Origin of the sequence: Sphingobacterium sp. DR205 (assembly GCF_011064245.1) — a bacterium.
Taxonomy (GTDB): domain Bacteria; phylum Bacteroidota; class Bacteroidia; order Sphingobacteriales; family Sphingobacteriaceae; genus Sphingobacterium; species Sphingobacterium athyrii.
Genome location: NZ_CP049333.1, coordinates 6,144,031 through 6,163,248 on the forward strand (window position 1 = coordinate 6,144,031; position 19,218 = coordinate 6,163,248).

At 40.6% G+C, this 19,218-nt stretch carries 15 protein-coding genes and 2 tRNA genes; 5 read left to right on the plus strand and 12 right to left on the minus strand.

All coding sequences use genetic code 11. The annotated features are described in order from the left end of the window. Positions 1-9 precede the first annotated feature (9 nt). From G6053_RS26195 to G6053_RS26205, 3 genes are all read right to left on the minus strand, one after another. Entirely contained in the window at positions 10-1,926 is a 1,917-nt protein-coding gene (locus G6053_RS26195; RefSeq protein WP_165309075.1) for a peptide-N-glycosidase F-related protein, read from the minus strand. A gap of 119 nt (positions 1,927-2,045) precedes the next feature. After that, a tRNA-Met gene (locus G6053_RS26200) sits at positions 2,046-2,119 on the minus strand. A gap of 292 nt (positions 2,120-2,411) precedes the next feature. Further along, a tRNA-Met gene (locus tag G6053_RS26205) sits at positions 2,412-2,485 on the minus strand. Positions 2,486-2,550: 65 nt separating this feature from the next. Between G6053_RS26205 and G6053_RS26210 the strand changes: the two genes are divergently transcribed. The 5 genes from G6053_RS26210 (at position 2,551) to G6053_RS26230 (ending at position 7,908) form a co-directional block, all read left to right on the plus strand. Next, positions 2,551-2,928, plus strand: a complete 378-nt coding sequence (locus G6053_RS26210) for an START-like domain-containing protein (RefSeq protein WP_028070596.1) — start codon at positions 2,551-2,553, stop codon at positions 2,926-2,928. Between the two features lie 101 nt (positions 2,929-3,029). After that, entirely contained in the window at positions 3,030-4,514 is a 1,485-nt protein-coding gene (locus tag G6053_RS26215; protein ID WP_108636725.1) for an LptF/LptG family permease, read from the plus strand. A gap of 71 nt (positions 4,515-4,585) precedes the next feature. Continuing rightward, positions 4,586-5,800 carry a bifunctional 3,4-dihydroxy-2-butanone-4-phosphate synthase/GTP cyclohydrolase II gene (locus G6053_RS26220; protein ID WP_108636724.1) on the plus strand — a complete coding sequence of 405 codons (1,215 nt, stop codon included), beginning with the start codon at positions 4,586-4,588 and terminating at the stop codon, positions 5,798-5,800. Between the two features lie 81 nt (positions 5,801-5,881). Continuing rightward, positions 5,882-6,316 (plus strand): DUF393 domain-containing protein, encoded by a 435-nt coding sequence (locus G6053_RS26225; protein ID WP_165309076.1) that lies wholly within the window; start codon positions 5,882-5,884, stop codon positions 6,314-6,316. 161 nt (positions 6,317-6,477) lie between these two features. Further along, complete coding sequence (locus G6053_RS26230) at positions 6,478-7,908, plus strand: NAD-dependent succinate-semialdehyde dehydrogenase (RefSeq protein ID WP_165309077.1); 1,431 nt, start codon at positions 6,478-6,480, stop codon at positions 7,906-7,908. A gap of 89 nt (positions 7,909-7,997) precedes the next feature. On the opposite strand, the gene G6053_RS26235 is transcribed toward G6053_RS26230, so the two are convergent. From G6053_RS26235 to G6053_RS26275, 9 genes are all read right to left on the minus strand, one after another. Then, positions 7,998-8,819, minus strand: coding sequence for a DUF4476 domain-containing protein (locus tag G6053_RS26235; RefSeq protein WP_165309078.1), 822 nt, complete (start codon positions 8,817-8,819; stop codon positions 7,998-8,000). Between the two features lie 57 nt (positions 8,820-8,876). Beyond that, positions 8,877-9,437 carry a CopD family protein gene (locus tag G6053_RS26240; RefSeq protein WP_108636720.1) on the minus strand — a complete coding sequence of 187 codons (561 nt, stop codon included), beginning with the start codon at positions 9,435-9,437 and terminating at the stop codon, positions 8,877-8,879. A 213-nt stretch (positions 9,438-9,650) separates the two neighbouring features. Then, positions 9,651-11,507, minus strand: coding sequence for a trehalase family glycosidase (locus tag G6053_RS26245; protein WP_165309079.1), 1,857 nt, complete (start codon positions 11,505-11,507; stop codon positions 9,651-9,653). Between the two features lie 50 nt (positions 11,508-11,557). Next, positions 11,558-12,160 (minus strand): lysine exporter LysO family protein, encoded by a 603-nt coding sequence (locus tag G6053_RS26250; protein ID WP_165309080.1) that lies wholly within the window; start codon positions 12,158-12,160, stop codon positions 11,558-11,560. Further along, positions 12,150-12,425: a LysO family transporter gene (locus G6053_RS26255; protein WP_165309081.1), complete on the minus strand. Its 276-nt coding sequence runs from the start codon at positions 12,423-12,425 to the stop codon at positions 12,150-12,152. Before G6053_RS26255 ends, G6053_RS26250 begins: the two co-directional genes overlap by 11 nt. 5 nt (positions 12,426-12,430) lie before the next feature. After that, positions 12,431-13,954: a RagB/SusD family nutrient uptake outer membrane protein gene (locus tag G6053_RS26260; RefSeq protein WP_165309082.1), complete on the minus strand. Its 1,524-nt coding sequence runs from the start codon at positions 13,952-13,954 to the stop codon at positions 12,431-12,433. A gap of 41 nt (positions 13,955-13,995) precedes the next feature. Next, on the minus strand, positions 13,996-17,358 hold the full coding sequence (locus G6053_RS26265; protein WP_165309083.1) for a TonB-dependent receptor: 3,363 nt from the start codon (positions 17,356-17,358) through the stop codon (positions 13,996-13,998). Positions 17,359-17,406: 48 nt separating this feature from the next. Beyond that, complete coding sequence (locus tag G6053_RS26270) at positions 17,407-18,423, minus strand: FecR family protein (RefSeq protein WP_165309084.1); 1,017 nt, start codon at positions 18,421-18,423, stop codon at positions 17,407-17,409. Between the two features lie 76 nt (positions 18,424-18,499). Then, complete coding sequence (locus G6053_RS26275) at positions 18,500-19,096, minus strand: RNA polymerase sigma-70 factor (RefSeq protein ID WP_108636713.1); 597 nt, start codon at positions 19,094-19,096, stop codon at positions 18,500-18,502. Positions 19,097-19,218: the final 122 nt, after the last annotated feature.

The following is a 19,218-nucleotide window of genomic DNA, read 5'->3' on the forward strand; positions in this document are numbered from 1 at the left end:
TTTTCACCATTACTTTTTATTGATCCGCCCCTTAAACCGGCTGATACCATCCATAAAAGCTTCGACAATTATCCTTCCTTTAGGAAGATGATTAAGATCGTAGTTGAACACGGCATCCTTAACAGCTTTATATTCGTGCTTTTGCCACTGCACACCGTCAACTGTTATCCGCACGGTCATATCGCTCAGCTTATTCGATACCACACTTAATTGCGTTTGATCAACCACAGATCTTGGATACAGGGAAAATGCATAACGAGCCTTTGTTGTATCCATTTCAAAACCCGAAACAGCCTTAAAGCTAAACATTTCTCCTATTCCACAATCACTTTCAAATGCATGAATAAGATTTCCTTTCAGATCAAAAACGCGAAGATAACCATCTCCTTTTTCGGGTTGTGCCCAAAACTGCAGTCCATTTCCAGCCGTATCTATCAGGCGAAAAGAGTAGTTGCCTTCAGCAATGCGTATCGTATCAGTATAAAGTGTGAGGGCTGTCAACTGTGCTGCTTTCTTTTGAAAAATTGTATCTTGCCGGGCATTCATTAAAAAAACACTATTGTCTTGAGGTGTTTTATTTGTAAGAAATTTCACAACAAATTCATTGGGAAATTTCTCTGGGGCCGTAAAAAAAGCTTTCATTTCATTGTCTTCCGACCATGCATCTTTCTTACCGTTCGGTTTGACAAGTTCTACATGAAAGACATTTTCACCGTCTTTTTCCTGAATTTCCCCGGGTAGCAACACATCTGCCACTTGATTAAAAGAAAGTTCTCCCCTCCAATGAAATGTTTTGGAAGGAAAGCCTTTAGTGCCGTACACTATTGTAAGCGAATGCAATGGATCCGCCCCGAGATTTCTAAAAGATATCCGTGGGCCAGAACTGGCTGGATTTAATCTTGAAAAACGTTGCTCGTCGTTTGGTACCATAATAGATTCGACGGCTACATCTATTTTTTGCTTGGGTTTCGAATAATGAAACAAATAAGCTGAGATATTTTCAACCGCCTGTATATTATCAGCGGCAGTATAGGGTTCCATGCGCAAAGCTGCAGTATGCCGTCCCGGCTTTGTGAATACATCAATTATATCGGGTTGCTGCAGATCACCCGGACACCAATACGCCCGATCAAAGATCCAGGTCCCGCCTTGTGGGTATAAAGGGTTATCGCCACACTTTTTCCACATATCCCGTAGGTCAACAACCTTTCCATCGAGCATGAGTTCACGCCATCGCGTACAAAACTCGCTGCAACCACGAGGTTTGTCCATACCATGTCCCGTATGCTGAATACGTATCCGGCTTAAAGCCGCATGCCTCGGCGATTCGTAAGTCACCGGCGTTAAATTCTCTTCTATCTTCTCGTTGGGGTCACCGTATTTATAGGCCCTGTTCCACAAAGTTGTTACACCCAGGGGTGTAACAACTGGGGGACCCGATAGAATTTCGAAATCTATGCTAAGTGCCCAACCTACAGTTTTATCCTCAAAACCCGAGTGTACATATACAATCTCAACACTATCCCGCAAAAATGGGGCAAAGTCAGTTACATCTACCTGCCACTTCCAGTTCCACCCCTTGTTGTAAATGCTCCCATAAGGCGTAAGCATCCGGCCCAATTCGTAGTTGAGCTCCTCTCCTTTCGCTCCTCCTTTACGTCTCAATAGGATATGATCCAGATAATCCCAATGTGCTGTGTTCAAGCTATCAGGACTTCCCAAAGTGACATGCATAGTTATTTTTCTTACAGGGTATTCGGCCTGAGGAAATACGCCCCATGCAGGATAAGGATTTGCACCTTTAGCAGCATCACAAATAACAGTACTACGATTGTGCGTGACAACATGGGTTATTGCTTGCTTTTGCGCAATAGCATGAAAACTGATGATAAGCCACACCAGAATAAGAATAGGTCTGAAGTTCATTATAGTAATAGAATAAAAGCTAAGAAACGGTCCCTCTTGACTTAAGGGGATCGTCAGGATTATTCCAAAAATTTATTCAAAAAAAAGGAAAGTCTGAATATAGACTTTCCTTTTTTTAGTAGCGGGGAGCAGGATCGAACTGCCGACCTCAGGGTTATGAATCCTGCGCTCTAACCATCTGAGCTACCCCGCCGTTTCGGTATGCAAATATACCACTTCACCTGTCAATTCAAAAGATTTTTTTATTTTTTTTAAGGATTTATTACGACCAAAAAGCTATATCCCACACAACAAACTCATTCTTAACGAAGTAAAATAATGACTCAGTCGCAAAAAAAGTCGGGATAAGATGGTGAAGATTTTTAATTCAAAAAATTGTGAAAAAGCCTTCAACTTTTCACAAAAAAACTTGCAATAACAAAATAAATATGTATTATTACAAATAATAAGTTTATGCGATAGAAAGCAAAATGGAAAGAGATTTGTAGCGGGGAGCAGAATCGAACTGCCGACCTTTGGGTTATGAATCCAACGCTCTAACCATCTGAGCTACCCCGCCATTTTGGGAATGCAAATATAGCTTATTTTTGATTTAAACAAACTAAAATTTAAAAAAACATTTATATGGCAGATAAAATAAAATTCCAACTAGAATATATCATCAACTCTTCACCTAGAATTTTATTTCCGTATTTGCAAGAACCAAACGAACTGGCTCAATGGTTTGCAGATGATGTAAACTACAAAGACACTGTTTACACCTTCATTTGGGATGATGAACCGCATCGCGCAAAAATCGTAGCTTCCAAAGAAAACAAATCAGTGCGTTTTAAGTGGCTCGATGATGATCCATACTATTTCGATCTGGAGATAGATCAGGATGAGCTGACAAACGATGTTGCACTTAAAATAACAGATTTTGCTAAAGAAGAGGACTTGGAAAATAGAAAATTAATCTGGAAAAATTCAATCGTCTATCTTCAGAGTGTTATAGGTGCATAAAAAAACCTATCTTTGCAATATATTTTCACCAAGGGCTCTAAAAGAGCTCCTTGGCTGGAAGATGCTTTAATGTAAAGGCATCAATTTGCTTAGCGTCACGGATGAAAAAAGTTCATTTACTTATTCTTCAAGCTTTCATTAAACCATTCATCGTCACATTTTTTATTGTGATGTTTGTATTATTAATGCTTTTTCTATTCAAATACATTGATGATTTGATCGGAAAAGGATTTGAGTGGTACACCATTATGGAGCTTATTGGGTACCAATGCATTGTTCAAATTCAAATGGCAATGCCCTTATCCATGCTATTGTCTTCCATTATGACTTTCGGTAACCTTGGGGAAAGCTATGAGCTCGTGGCGATAAAGGCTGCGGGTGTATCGCTACGCAAAGCCATGACTCCCCTATTTGTACTGGTCGCAATTTTTGCCACAAGTTCCTTTCTATTTTCCGATTATATCTTACCGGTTGTCAACCTAAAAATGGGAACCCTATTGACAGATGTCCGCAATAAAAAAGCTGATTTTCTAATCAAACCGGGTATTTTTAACAATACAATACCGGGATACTCCATTCGTGCAAGAGGAAAAAATAAGGAAGGAACGATTCTATATGATCTGATGATTTATGATCATCGTGGAGGTAGTACAGCCAACAATGTTTTGATGGCTAAAGAGGGATACATTTATAATTCGCCTGACAACAGCTATATGATCCTCAAATTGAAGGATGGAATACGCTATGAAGAGTCGCGAACCAAGAACTCAAAAACATACGATCCACGCCAGCAATTCACACGCTTCAAGTTTAAGGAGACGGAACAGAAGTTTGACATGGGGAGTTTTCAACAGGGCAAAACGGATGAAAGCCTTTTTAAAAGCCACCATGCCATGCTGAATCTCAAGCAATTGGACATGTACATTGACTCGAACCATATCAAAATTGACAGTATGGGCAGGGCAATTACAAGAACCTTGGATACACGGTACAATATCTATTCAAAGTATTTTAATGCCGTTCAACCGGGGCAAGCTAAAGTAAAAGAAGCGAAAGTGAAGCCTTATAACGATTTAATAGCTGATCTAGTACAGCCTGAACAACGGACACAGGTCACCATGAATGCCCTGAGCCAGCTAAACTATTTAAAAGAAGATCTCAATAGCCGTACACTCGAATTTAAGGACTACAAGACCAAAGATATTCGGTATCGGATCGAATGGCATAGAAAATTCACATTAGCGGTATCCTGTCTTCTTTTATTTGCTATTGGAGCACCTTTAGGCGCTATTATTAGAAAAGGCGGTCTCGGTCTTCCGGTCGTTATGGCCATCATCTTCTTTTTAATCTATCATATCATCTCTACTGTCGCCGAAAAAACAGCCAAAGATGGTGCGATATCGTCAGCTGTGGGTATGTGGATGGCCATTATCATATTGACGCCACTAGCGGCATTTTTAACGTATAAATCAACCACAGATTCAGCACTATTTGATATAGATCAGTATAAATTAAAAGCTGAAGCAGCCTGGAAATGGATCAAAGAGAAATTTGGTAAAAAGAATAAATTAAAGGAGTCCCATTAGATTTGTGACAGCCTTATTATAAATAAAATTAGATTCTACACTAACTTTGTATCAATACAATTTAACAATAAATGGAATTCAAATTAAACACGATCGAAGAAGCGATCGCTGATATACAGGCAGGAAAAGTAGTTATCGTCGTAGATGACGAAGATCGTGAAAATGAAGGTGATTTCGTCACCGCCGCCCGCAACGCAACTCCCGAAATTATCAACTTTATGGCAACCCATGGCCGGGGTTTAGTATGTGCTCCTATTACCAAAGAAAGAGCTGATGCTTTACATCTTGACCTTATGGTGGGGCAAAATACAGCCATTTACGAGACTAATTTCACCGTTTCTATTGACTTACAAGGATATGGCTGTACAACAGGGATCTCAGCATCTGATCGTTCAAAGACCATCAAGGCAATGATCGACCCAAATATTCACTACGAAGAGTTGGGCAGACCGGGACATATCTTTCCATTGATTGCTAAAGACGGTGGTGTATTGCGCCGTACAGGACATACCGAAGCAACTGTTGACCTTGCTCGTTTGGCGGGTTTTGAACCAGCAGGTGTATTAGTCGAAATCTTAAAAGAAGATGGTGAAATGGCAAGACTGCCAGAATTAATGGAAGTTGCCAAAAAATTTGATCTAAAAATTATCAGTATTGAGGACCTTATTGAATACCGCTTAAAACACGATTCATTGATCAATGAAGAAGTAACGGTCAATATGCCTACGCAATATGGTGATTTTCAAATGAAAGCTTTTACACAAAAAGATACTGGTGAACAACATCTTGCCCTTTATAAAGGAGAATGGAACGAAGATGAACCTATTCTTGTCCGTGTTCATAGTTCTTGTGTGACAGGCGACATTTTTGGCTCTTGCCGTTGTGACTGTGGACCTCAACTTCACAAGGCAATGGAAATGATCCAAGAAGAAGGAAAAGGAGTGATTGTCTATATGAATCAGGAAGGCCGTGGTATTGGACTAATCAATAAATTGCATGCTTACAAATTGCAAGAGAATGGATTGGATACTGTTGATGCCAATGTACAACTTGGATTTAAAGCTGATTTGAGAGACTATGGTGTAGGGGCACAGATCCTGCGAAACCTCGGGGTAACTAAAATGCGTCTGATGTCCAATAACCCAACAAAACGTGCAGGATTGGTTGGTTATGGTTTAGAAATTGTAGAAAACGTTCCAATTGAAATAACAGCGAACCCCTACAATGAGGAATATCTGAAAACAAAAAGGGATCGTATGGGGCATACCATTATGAAGAACTTATAATAAAGAACGAAAAGAATTTCAAAAAGCGGTGTTTTTCTAGGAAAAAACACCGCTTTTTTTTATGAAAGATGTGATGTTATCATGGCAGTACTTTCGGGAAATAGACGTAACTTTATACTAATGGATACGCAAGGGAAACATATCATCTTTTTTGACGGTGATTGCTTAGTTTGTAATCGTTTTGTTCAAATTCTATTGAAAATAGATACCAATAATAGGTTTCTGTTTAGTTCCTTACAGTCTGACTTCGCTAAAAATAATTTAAATGCGATTCCAAAAAATATAGATTCCATCATTTATTTATCACCTACAGGTAGTTATATCAAAAGCGAGGCGATATTGAATATCTGCAAAACATTAGGCCTTCCCTATTCAATCGTCTATTTTTTAAAAATACTGCCAAAAAAATGGCGTGACGCAGGTTATGATTATTTTGCAAAAAATCGCTACAAATGGTTTGGCACAAATAAGTATTGTACGGTTCCCAATGAGCAACAACGAAAAAAATTCGTCTAGATAAGCTTCCCATAAAATCGTTTGTTTGCGAAACAATAGGCATAAGAATTTTGTTCCAACAGAAGCTGCTTTAACAGGCAGGCCAAGATGATATGTCCACAAGAATAAATAAGTAAGGGGCACATGTAAAAGCGATGCCTTAACAAAAAATAATGAATTCAATGAAAAACCCACTCTTAATTGACAAAGCCTATATAAACGGAAAATTCATCACATCAAAAAATACGTTTGATGTCGTCAACCCCGCCACTGGAAAAACAATCGCATCCTTACCTGATTTAAAGGTTGCAGATTGCACAAAAGCCATACAGGCTGCTGATAAAGCCTGGAAAAGCTGGAAAAACACGACAACTTCGGAACGATGTACTATTGTTCGCAATTGGTATAATCTTATTCAACAAAATAAAGATCTGCTTGCTGAAATTATGACACTAGAGAGTGGAAAACCGCTCAATGAATCGAAAGTAGAAGTAGATTACGGGAATTCATTTGTTGAGTGGTTTGCCGAAGAAGGTAAGAGGGCCTATGGCGAGACTATCCCCGTTCAGAAAAAAGGCACACGAATGATGACAATCCGACAGGGAGTTGGTGTCGTTGCCGCGATTACACCATGGAATTTCCCTTTGGCCATGATCACCCGAAAGGTCGCTCCGGCACTCGTTGCAGGTTGTACTGTAGTACTCAAACCTGCGTCCCAAACGCCTTTATCTGCAATCGCATTAGTCAAACTAGCCGAAGAAGCAGGTTTGCCAAAAGGTGTTTTTAACGTGATTACCGGAAAGGACAGCGCTGGTATCGGAAAGGAACTTGCCACCAATGATCTGGTCAGAAAACTCTCTTTTACGGGGTCTACTGAAGTCGGCAGGACATTGATCGAACAGTCCGCCTCAAACATTAAGAAAGTCTCCATGGAACTCGGAGGAAATGCACCTTTTCTTGTTTTTAATGACGCAGATATTGATGCCGCCGTGGAAGGTGCTATCGCCGGTAAGTTCCGTAATTCCGGACAAACCTGCGTCTCAATAAACCGTTTTTTGGTCCAGGAAGATGTATACGATGCTTTCGCCACAAAGCTCACTCAAGCTGTAAGTCAACTAAAGGTGGGCAACGGCTTAGACAAGGGGGTTCAAGTTGGACCTTTGATCAATGCCAAAGGTTTGGAAAAAGTACAGCATCACGTCCAAGATGCTCTAAAGCATGGAGCAGAACTGGCTACAGGAGGTAATGTGATCAAAGACCTCTTCTTCCAGCCAACTGTAGTGACCAATATTCCTAAAGAGGCCCTAATATTCCATGAGGAAACTTTCGGTCCAGTCTGCGCATTATTCAGTTTCAAAACAGAAGAAGATGGTATCGCCATGGCCAATCACACTGAATTTGGTCTTGCCTCCTATTTCTACAGTACCAATATCAATCGTTGTTTCCGTGTTGCCGAACAATTGGAGGCGGGCATGGTAGGCGTTAACACGGGATTAATATCAAATGCAGCAGCCCCATTTGGTGGGGTAAAACAATCTGGCGTCGGTCGTGAGGGATCAAAACATGGACTCGATGAATATATGGAATTGAAGTACATCTGTTTCGCCGAATAAATACGATATACTCATCTAAAAGGGGCTGCTTATGACACAAAATCCATTGTTGTTTGGAAATTTGACACAAATAGCCCCTTAGTTCGCAGTTAACGCTGAGTTTTAATAAATGCTGTCAATTTTTCCCGAGTTGAACTAAATGACAATGCATCGCCTACCTTATCGTAATTCTCTTTGTCCATACAGCTTGGATAGGCATATTTAGCAAAAGCCAATTTGTTGTCATCTCTTATAAATAATTCCATGAGGTCTATGATTTCTGAACTGCGCAATCGTCTATTTTTCAATTCCTGCGCAGCGACCTGCAAACGATCCTGATCATTTTCTTTTTGATTGAGCAGATCATTCAACTGGTTCGCATCATTTTTATCCTGATAACCAGTATTGTCGATCGGATCTTCCTGATATTGTTGATTATTACTTCTATCATCCTCAGACTGGCCATATCGCTCGTATTGTTGTTGATCCCGATCGTATCTATCCTCATTGTAATCACCATCATTGTCGTTATCATCATCGTAGCTATCCTCGTTACGATAATTATCATTATATCGACCTACAGGATTCATAGATTCCAGTACAATCCCTCGATTCCCCCCACGGCTGCTTACTGAAAATACAACATCCATATATTGACCTTTTCGGTTGACGAGCTGCACACCTCTTCCGTTTAAAGTTCTCTGCTGTCTGTTTGCAAATACGATACGCAAATTATATCTCGGGTTTTGCAAATTTGGCACACGAAGGTCAATCGACGGTCTATTATTGTACAAAACATTATTGATATAAAGAAAGAAGGGAACATCGGTCGAATAAATATTTAATGTTCCGCCATAAGGTCTATAACGTTGGGCGAATCCTCCAGTTGCAATAGCGAGCAACATGATCACGGTCAAAAGTCTCTTGTACATATTCCTTTTTCAATTTATAATCGTTCGACTAACTAGAATAGAAAAGGATTAAGAAAACTAAGAATTTAACGTTTTGTTCGAATTACTTTTATTTCTGAACTTTTTGTAGAGCTTCACAGCCATCATTAAGGAGATCGACAATATTAAAAGTCCGAGGACACCAAATATCCAATTGAGAGCAGACTTTAATACAACGGTAAATACGATTGCGAATAATAAGACGGTCGCCAGCTCATTCCAAAGGCGCAATTTGGTCGAGGACCACGTCGATGATTCCCCTTTTAACTGAAACATAATACGTTGGCAAGCGAAATGATAAAGGATCAACCCTAATACAAAAGTAAGCTTAACATGCATCCAGCCCATGGTCAATAATCCCGGATTAATATACAGCATAACGAGGGCAGCCACAATGGTGAGATACATGGCAGGTGTCGTGATGATCCACCACAATTTACTCTCCATCAGTATAAACTGTTTATGCAAAACCCCATACTCTTCTGCAGATTTGGATTTAGCTTCGGTATGGTAAATGAATAAGCGAACGATATAAAATAATCCAGCCATCCAACAAACCACAAAGATAATATGAACTGCTTTTGCGTATAAATAGACCATGGATACAAAAATAAGAAAAGTTAGGGGCAATCAATAAAACTAGGCTTCAATTAGATAAATCTTACATATAGTATACAAAAAGACAAAAGTCCATCTCTATTACATAACTATAGTTTTCAGTAATGCATATTAAATAAACAACGCTTCAAATTCGGCATAGATCGTACAACTTACCAGATCCGAAGTGTTGTTATCTCGACTATTTTCAACCTACTATTTTTTCTGCTGAGGAGTTTTCAGTTCCTTATATAACAAAAATAAGTGAGCAGCAGACCAGCTAAAATGGGGTGCTTTGAGTCTTTTACCCGTGCGTGCCTCATAGTTTTCATGAATTGGCCCATTATCGGATAATCCCTCCAGTCGCTCAAAGACCTGTTTGGTATACAGATCGGCTTCCTTTTGATAACCGTATTTCCTTAAACCAGAAACGGCAAAATAGACTTGATCCAACCAAATAGGCCCGCGCCAGTATCCTCTATCCATGAATTTGGCGTTGTCTAGAGCCGCAGTAGGAAAAGGTACAAAGGAGGCAAATTTAGCCGTATCCTGCATCACTCGAATTACAGCTTCAGCTTGCGGCACCGTAGCTAAACCAGTCCACAATGGTGACCAACCTTCGGGACCAAAACAAGGGATAAGCGCTCCATCCAGTTTGCGGTCAAAATAATACCCTTGCTCTTGATCGAAGAAGTAGTCCATGGCAAGGTAGGGTTCTTTTTTCCCCCGAAATGGCACACCGAGCAATTCCGCAAAATGCAGCAGATATTTTCGTTCCAACTCAAGATAAGCGCTGAGTTCCACAGACTCTTGATTCATGCTCCAGGCACCTTTTTCATTCCATAACATCTGGGTACTGTCGTACCGAATAGCGTTGTCCATACCACATTCCCACTTAGCAGCTTCCAATGTTCCATCTGTGGCTCCGTACTCACAAATACCATTTTTATTGTGATCCCGGTAACGGAACCACCATTGATGGTACAAGACCAGTTTATCGTACATCTCCCGTACAAACGATAGGTCATGATCGGCTTCATAGATCGCATTAACGGCCCAGGCAGCCAATGGCGGTTTGGAATCACGGTAATTATTTTCGCGATGGTCCGTGTAAATACAATCGGCAATCATCCCTACGCTATCCTGAAAGTCAAACATAGCGCGAACCTGATCTTTCGCCAAAGCGGGATCTATCTGCGCCAATGCAACGGCATGCTTCCATGAATCCCAGGCCCAAAATCCAACAAAGTAGTCGGCTACATGTGAAGGAACCACACCATCATGTTTTAATTCCTTTTTTGCACTCCGCCAATTGCTCATCAGCGTCATCATACTTTTCACCATAATGCGATGTTCCTCCATGGAGAGTTCCGGACGAGTATTTGAGCTGATATAATTCGCCCAGCGTGCTGTATGTTGTATGCTCAAAGCCTTGCTTTGCTCAACAGCAGTTTTTGTTGCCACAAGTGCTTTTTCTAAGGTAATCGGGTTGGCATAATGGGTCAGGACAATCTCTGTCTCTGCTTTTTCTAAACAAGCTTCATATTTTCCCTGATTAGAGTTTAGGTTCACACCAGCCTCAAAAGACAGCAAAAGAAGTTCTCCATTTGGAAGTTTTGACCATAGCGTATTGCCTGCCAGTGTCCATTTCCCCTGATTGAGATTGCCATATATCCATAGTACTTTTGATGCTTTGTTTTTAATATGCAATATGGCTGTTGTTGACGAGACCTGTTTTAAAGTTTGTTCTACTTCCATATCCTTTCCCCGCAAACGCATCCACAGTCGATCTGGATAATAACAGCTGCTGTCACGGCTCAGTAGATTTTTTTCTCCTGTCGGAGCCGTTCCAATCTGCAGCAGTGCACTACTTAACCAGGTACGCCCATCTAGATCATAAGGTCCACAAAAACCGGTCACGTTCTTATTTTCGTGAATGCCAAATCCGATCCAAGCCCCGCGGTCAGTATAAAAGGGATTTGTTCGGCGAGTGGAACCTTCTGGTTGCTGCTCGACCCTTAACAATCCACCATAGCTATCCATTTTAGGAGACTTGACCGTGTTACATCCCATCAAAATCAAACAAAAGCTAATTGTAACCCACAAGGTTTTGATCTTATTTCTCATAAATAACAAAAAAAAGTAACTAAAAAGGGCACACTGAGGTCAATCAAAATACCATGAATGATCGCAACGAGAACATATTGTTTGCCGGAATATTGTGTGATAATGGGTAATGCCGTATCCATACTTGTGGCTCCGGCAACAGAAATCGGTGCCAATGGGCCAAACCATTTTCGAGCTAATGGAGCCATTAATAGCGCCAATAGTTCACGCATCAAATTCGACATCAACGCTATGGTTCCTAATGTGACACCCTTATATTGTGTAATAAAAATACTTGATAAAGAGTAGTAACCGAATCCAGATCCCACCGCCATGCTTTCAGCAGCATCCCAGTCCCGGATAAAGAAACTGATGATAAACGTACCTAACAATGTTCCAACGATAGTTGCCAGGGGAACGAGTACGATGCTTAAATTAACTTTTCGTAGAGATACCAAGAGTTCCCTATCATAACCAATGGTAACCCCGACCAACAACATCAATGCATAGAGGACATAAGTATTCCATTCTTCTTTCAACAATTCGACCGGAATAATTCCCTTGAAACCGACAAAAACACCCATGATAAAAAATGCGAGAATGATCAAACTACCTTTCATGTTTGCTAAAGAATAAACGATAAATTAACCATGAACAAAGAACGCTCCCAGCGACCCCGGCCAATGTGATCAGTATAGCCTGCAACCCCAATGTATCAAGATTGTCTACTATTTTTGGGTTTTGTCCGACCTCTAGTCCCAAAAGAAACAGTAAGGCAAATATGACCAATCGGACAAGAATACCTGTATGTTTAAGAATAGGAAAGGACCGAAGTCCTATCCCTATTCCTACACCTAAAAGCATGATAAAAAAAACGGTAAACATGCTCCTTAATTAATTTTATCATTTGACTTGATCTCCAATAATGGGACAGGATAAAAGTTGTGCTTAGCCGGATCGAAACTATTCCGCCCGATAGCTTGCAATGCTTCTTTCGCTTTCCCCCATCTTCTCATATCGTAGAATCGGGTATTTTCCAAGGCAAACTCCACGATACGCTCATGTTCAATGCGTTTTTTAACTTCGGTAACAGGCAAATTCAAAGGGAGTGCTGGCATATCTGCCCGCTGGCGTACCTGATTGATCAAAGGGATGGCATCTGCAGGACGATTACGTTCATTTAAGGTTTCAGCCAATAATAATAAAACATCAGCATAGCGCATCAATGGAAGATTGACTGCTGTGCGGGACTTATCTAAATCCGCTGCTGTTCGTGGCAAATACTTTCTGAAACTTGCCCGGTCAGATCTAGCCCCAAATATTTCATCGTAGGTAAAGCCATAAACTCCCCCATTCTTTAAGTCATTAAAGTAAGGATCATTACAGAACACCGTCTGGTACATACGTGAGTCATAACGTCCTGTTGTAGCGATCTTACCCTCCTTTTTAAATTCGTTTAAGAGCATCTTGCTCGGTAAGATTTCATCCCAACCGCCCAGCTCTCCTACAGCGATCCACTTATGCAGTGCTGTCCGGTAACTCGCACCGTTAGCGGTATTATCAGTAAATTGAAGTTCAAAAATAGATTCTGAGCTATTTTTATTGGTGCCGTCAAACATAGAGAGAAAATCTTTTTCCAGGTTATATCCTGATACGGCTTTAAAGGCCTGTTCTGCTTTTCCGAGCAATTCCTCTTTCTTGGCTGTATTTTCATAGGCCGACGTTAAATAACTGTAGCCAAGGTAAGCATTCGCCGCCCCTCGGGTAGCTCGACCAACATTGGCTGCCTCCTGTTTCACAGGCAAATTGCCGACCGCAGCCTCCAGGTCCCCGATAATAAAAGCCCACGCCTCATCACGTGTAGACAAAGCCTTGTTAATCTTTCCTTCACTGGTGATATATTGATCGCGGACGACAATCTTCTCCCAGTTGAGCAAGAGTTTTAAATGATAATAGGCGCGCAAGAACTTTGCTTCAGCAATAATCTGATTTTTCTTATTTGCGTCCATTTCAATCGGCGCGGTCTTCTCAATCACTTGATTTGCGTATGAAATTCCACGATAGGCTTTACTCCAATATGCCGTAAACTGGCTATTACCATTGGTATAGCTAAAATTATAGAGTTCCACCCAGGTTTGATAATTCAATGCATCACTACCAATTTCACACACGTCTTCGCGATAGGCCTCCACCGGGAATTTTACCTCTGCAAATTCCCATACATCCGTTGCGGCTTCCAACTGTGAATAGGCAGCAGAAAGTCCAGACTCAGCATCCTCGGCATTACGCCAGAAGTTATCTGAAGTGAGTTTATCCGGTGATGTTAAGTCCAATTTATCGCTGCAGGAAAATGTCGTGCTTAGTGCACAAGCGATACAAAGAATCCATTTATAATTTATTCTATTCTTTTTCATCTTCTAGTTTCTTTAATTATGATACAATAGATAACCAAGTCTTAAAATGTAAATTGAACTCCAAAGGAATAGGACTTGGTAAATGGAAAAATATAACGATCTACCCCTGTATTCAACACGCTGGATTTATTGTTAACTCCAGATGGCGCAAACTCAGGATCAATTCCTTTGTATTTTGTCCAGGTATATATATTCTGTCCACTGATATAAAACCGTAGATTTTCTGAACGGATCGCGTGCAATAAATTTTTAGGCAAAGTATACCCAATCTGCAGCTGACGTAGTCTAATAAAGTTACCTGATTCCAAAAAGCGTGTGGACTCACGGCTGTTTCCATTTGGATCTTGTAATACAGCACGCGGAACATCCGTATTACGGTTGTTTTCTGTCCATGCATTTAATGTACTGCTCAAAAAGTTTGATCCAGAACTCATGGCTTCAAAAAAGTACCTATTCCCGTTATAGAGTTTATGTCCCCAACCGCTTCCGATCAGTGCCGAAAAATCAAATCCCTTATAAGAGGCTCCAAGGTTCAGCCCCACCTCCAACTTGGGAATCCCCGTGCCACTATATTTTTTGTCATCATCATCAATTACACCATTGCCATCAACATCGACAAAACGGATATCGCCCGGTTTGGCATTCTCCTGTAGTAATTTACCTTCCTTGTTGACATGTTTATCCACCTCTTCCATGCTCTGAAAGATACCATCGGTTTGGTAAAGGAAGAATCCTCCAATAGGGTAACCTACACGGGTCTGGTTCGGAAAATGCTCCGTATCGAATTTTAAACCGTTCCCCAAAAGGATTTGGTCCTCGTTAGCGAGGCTCACCACTTTATTTTTTAAAGTTGACAAGTTTAATCCAATATCATATTGAAACGCATTCTTCCGATTTGCATATTTGAGTTCAAGCTCAAAACCTGAATTTCGGATCTTTCCGACATTTAATGTCGGATCTTCCAAACCCGCAGAAGGAGCTACTTTCTTAGTGATCAAAAGATCATTGGTGGTCTTAATAAAGTAATTTACCGAACCTTTCAACAGGTTGTTGAACAGGCCGAAGTCTGCGCCTATATTTTTTGATTCCGTTGTCTCCCAACTCAACAGGCGATTCTCAAGTCCCATTGCGGTACTACCGGGCCAAGGATTTCCACTTCCGCGTACATAACCCATGTATAAATTATTGTAGGTACTGATCAACGCTTGGTGGTCGTAGTATCCCAATGCGACCTCATTTCCCAGTTTCCCCCAGCTTCCCCTTAATTTCAGATTAGACACAAAAGATTCCTTCGGGAAGAATGATTCCTCATCGATCTTCCAGCCCAATGCAATTGAAGGAAAACTTCCATATCGACTATCCTTTCCAAATTTAGATGAGCCATCACGACGTAAGGTTAACTGTACAAGGTAACGATCAGCATACGAGTAATTGACCCGTCCAAAGATAGACATACGATTATAGTCATATTTAGAACCATCTGCGGAGAATGTTCCACCTTGTCCCGAACTGATCGTCATAAAATTTGGATCTAGAAACCCTTCTGCGCTTTCTTTAGTCACTAGTCCTCCATTTTCAACAGAATAGACAATCTTTTTGCCTTCTACCCCTACATTATTCCAATTGGATTCCTGCATATTCAACGAACTACCCAAAAGCGCGTTTAAGCTATGTTTTCCAAATTCTGTTTTATAGTTCAGGAGATTATCAAAGACCTGCTCCTGCCAATAGCTACGCCCTTCGGAATAAAAAGGAAATTCATAAGGATTCTTTTCATCAGAAGCAAATGGTGGATAATGGAAATAGTTCTGTGTATTAATCGCGTTAAAGGCATAACTTGTTTTAAAGGTTAAACCTTTCATAATATCTACACTAACAAAAGCATTTCCGGCGAAATCCTGTTTTTTTGTCCAACTCGTTTTATAATGCTCGTCGGCAACCACATTGACATTATTGGGAATACCACCCCAATTTGTCAAACCAAAACCACCTTTTTCCGCAGTATCATAAACGGGTACCAAAGGTGAAATCATATAGGCCTCTTTTAGGCTAAAATTAGGTCCATGATATTTCGAGTTGGTATAGGCCATGTTCCCTTCCACTGTAAATATATTCTTCTTGGTTCCCAATTTCATACGGACATTTTCCTTTTTGAAATCGTTCGCGATAACGACACCTTTGTCATTACTTAAATTCGCGGACAGGGAATAGCGGGTATTGTCTTGCCCGCCCCTGATGGCGACACTATTCGCTGTAGAAAGTCCGGTACGGAACACCTCCTCTTGCCAATCGGTATTATGCGCGCCTGGCTTATTGATATAGTCAGGAAGTTTGACTGCTGTCGTAGCATATTTATTGTATTCATCATACATTTGACGATGCACCTTAATATATCCATCGGCATCGAGTACTTTTAGTCGATTAGACGTTTCTGTTACATTTGTAAAGCTATTGATGTCCACAAGAATTTTCCCGGCTTTACCAGCTTTGGTTGTGACAATAACAACACCATTGGCCGCAACGGAACCATAAATAGCTGCGGCCGCTCCATCCTTAAGCACTTCCATACTTTCGATATCATTGGGGTTGACATTGCTGATTGCCCCGGGAAAACCATCTATGATATACAATGGTTCATTACTACCGAAGGTATTGACCCCGCGGATCTTGACTTGTACTCCCGCTCCGGCGATACCGCTATTTTTCTGCACATTAACACCGGCAGCCACCCCTTGTAACGCCTCAGCTGGGTTTGTCGTCGCGCGTTTTGCCAGATCTTTTGTATTGATACTCGCTATTGCACCCGTAACGTCCGATTTCTTTAACGTACCATATCCGATCACAACAACTTCATCAAGCTCTCTGTTTCCACTGTTTAAAGAGATGTTGATCTCTTTTCCAGGCTGAACATTAATTTGCTGGTTTTGATACCCGACATAGCTCACCTGCAGTAAGTCCTTCGCATTGACTTCTAGAGAAAAAGTACCTGAAAGATCTGTAGCGACGGTCTTTCCACTGCCCGAAGCATGTATACTCACACCTGGTAGTGGTTCACCTTTTTCATTTACAACAGTCCCTTTTACTTGCCCCGTTTGCTGTTTGTTTGCAGCCTTACGTTTTAATAAAATCCGTTTCCCTGTAATGTCGTATGTAATCGAGCTCTCTTGTAGCGCATCTTTCAACAGAGCTTCCAAGCTGCTTGCCTGACTATCATAGAAAAGTGGGGTCTTGACATCTACATCCGAATTACTGAACATAAATGAATAACCATACTTTTTTTCAACAATCTCGATAAGTGACTTAAGATTTGAAGACTCCTTTTTGCCTGATATCTGCTGCGCGTTTACAGCAAAAAAGGTCTGGCTGAGGAGTAAAAGACTCATCAGAATAGGTTTCTTTTTCATAATTTATGGTATATTTTGTTTTAAGTAGTTTACATCATCAATTTTTGGTTATCGTTTTTTTGAAACTATAGCTACAGATTTGCCTGCTATTGTATATTGGATTGGTGTAATGACATTGATCAATTCCAAAATTTCTCGTAAACTTTCAGTTTTCACTTTGAATGTATAATGTCTATCGGACTCTGCGCCCCTCCAAGTAATATTGACACCATACCAACGTTCCAATTTCTTAAGAACACTTTCCAAAGGTTCGTTCTCAAAAACAAGTTCTTCTGATTTCCAGGTGCTATATTGTACCGCGTCCAATTGTCGTATTTGCGTATACCGACCAGTCCGTTTATCCAGTTGGATCCAATCATTAGGTTTTAATTCTCCTATCAATTGTCCTTTTTTATCTTTTATCGCAACTCTTCCACGCAGCAGGGATACCTCTATCTTCGCATCATCCGCATAGGCTGAAACATCAAAAGCAGTTCCTTTAACCACAACATCCAAATGGGAAGTCTGCACGGTAAACGGCATATTTTCTTTTTTCACCACATCAAAAAATGCCTCACCATCGAGTGTAATCTTGCGATCATATTGATTAAAAGCATGCGAATAGGTCATCTTTGTTCCCGCATTTAACCAAGCTTTTGAACCGTCTGGCAATACAACTTGTGACTTTTGTCCCAACGCCGTATAAACAACTGTATGCTCCTGCGAAGATTTATTCATTAAAATATTACGCTGAATAAAATACGTTCCCAATGTACCGGACAGAAAAATAAGAATTGCCGCAGCACTGACCAGCCACCAAAAACGATTGCGGTCAAAGACAACGGTTTTAACCACCGGTTGGATACGATCTTGGATTTTGTTCCATATCCCCGGACGATCTGCCCTATCTATGACCAAAGGTGGTTCTTTGAGATGTATCCATTCGTTTTCCAGCTGCAAAAGATAATGACGATTTTGTTCACCTGAATCAAGCCAAGCTACAATCGCTGCATTTTCCTTTACATCACTCTCTTTTCTTAGATATCGAACTAATTGCTCCAGTGACGGCTTATAACTGCTATTCATTATTTTGGGTTTACGACAAATAGACACCTAGAGCGGAGAAAACCCCTAAAAGATTTTGTATTTTTTTCAAAAATATTTAAACGAGGGTGGAAAGGCCTGTACCACACATCGCTAAAACCAGTAGAATCGAATCTGGATAAAGTATTTGATAGCGTTCAAGTATATGTGCCCGTATTTTTTTAGACGCAATGGACATCTGATTTTCGACGGTCTTGATGGATATTTGCAGTTCTTGAGCGGCCTGCTGATAAGTCTTTTGTTCTTCCTTACAGTATTGATAGACGATTTTACATTTCTCAGGCAATTTGCCAATAGCTTCCTGATAAACAAGGGAAAATTCCTCCATATTGACACACTCCTCTGCCTCCTGACGGATCATTTCTTCTTTAAACCAACGTTCCAAATGAGCAGTACGTGCACTTTCATTGCGTAGGGCATTGAGCACACGATTACGCGCTGCCCTATAAAGATAGGTCTTGACATGAAAAATATGGATTTGATCCCGATCTTCCCATAGTTTAACAAACACATCCTGTAAACAGTCCTCCACTAACTGCACATCACGTGTATAATACCCCAAGAAGCGGCAAAGCTCGTCAAAATAATGATGAAACACTTCCTCTAGCGCTTCTTCATTAATCAGCAATCCATCCATCAAGGTATTTTTACTCATTTATTAGGTTTTGCGACTAAGCTATAAAATAAAACAACATTTACAAAAAAAGTAAGTGTGCTCATTTTAACATATTTTGCACGAATTTTCACCATACCCTGGCGTAAGCCGCATTCCAATAC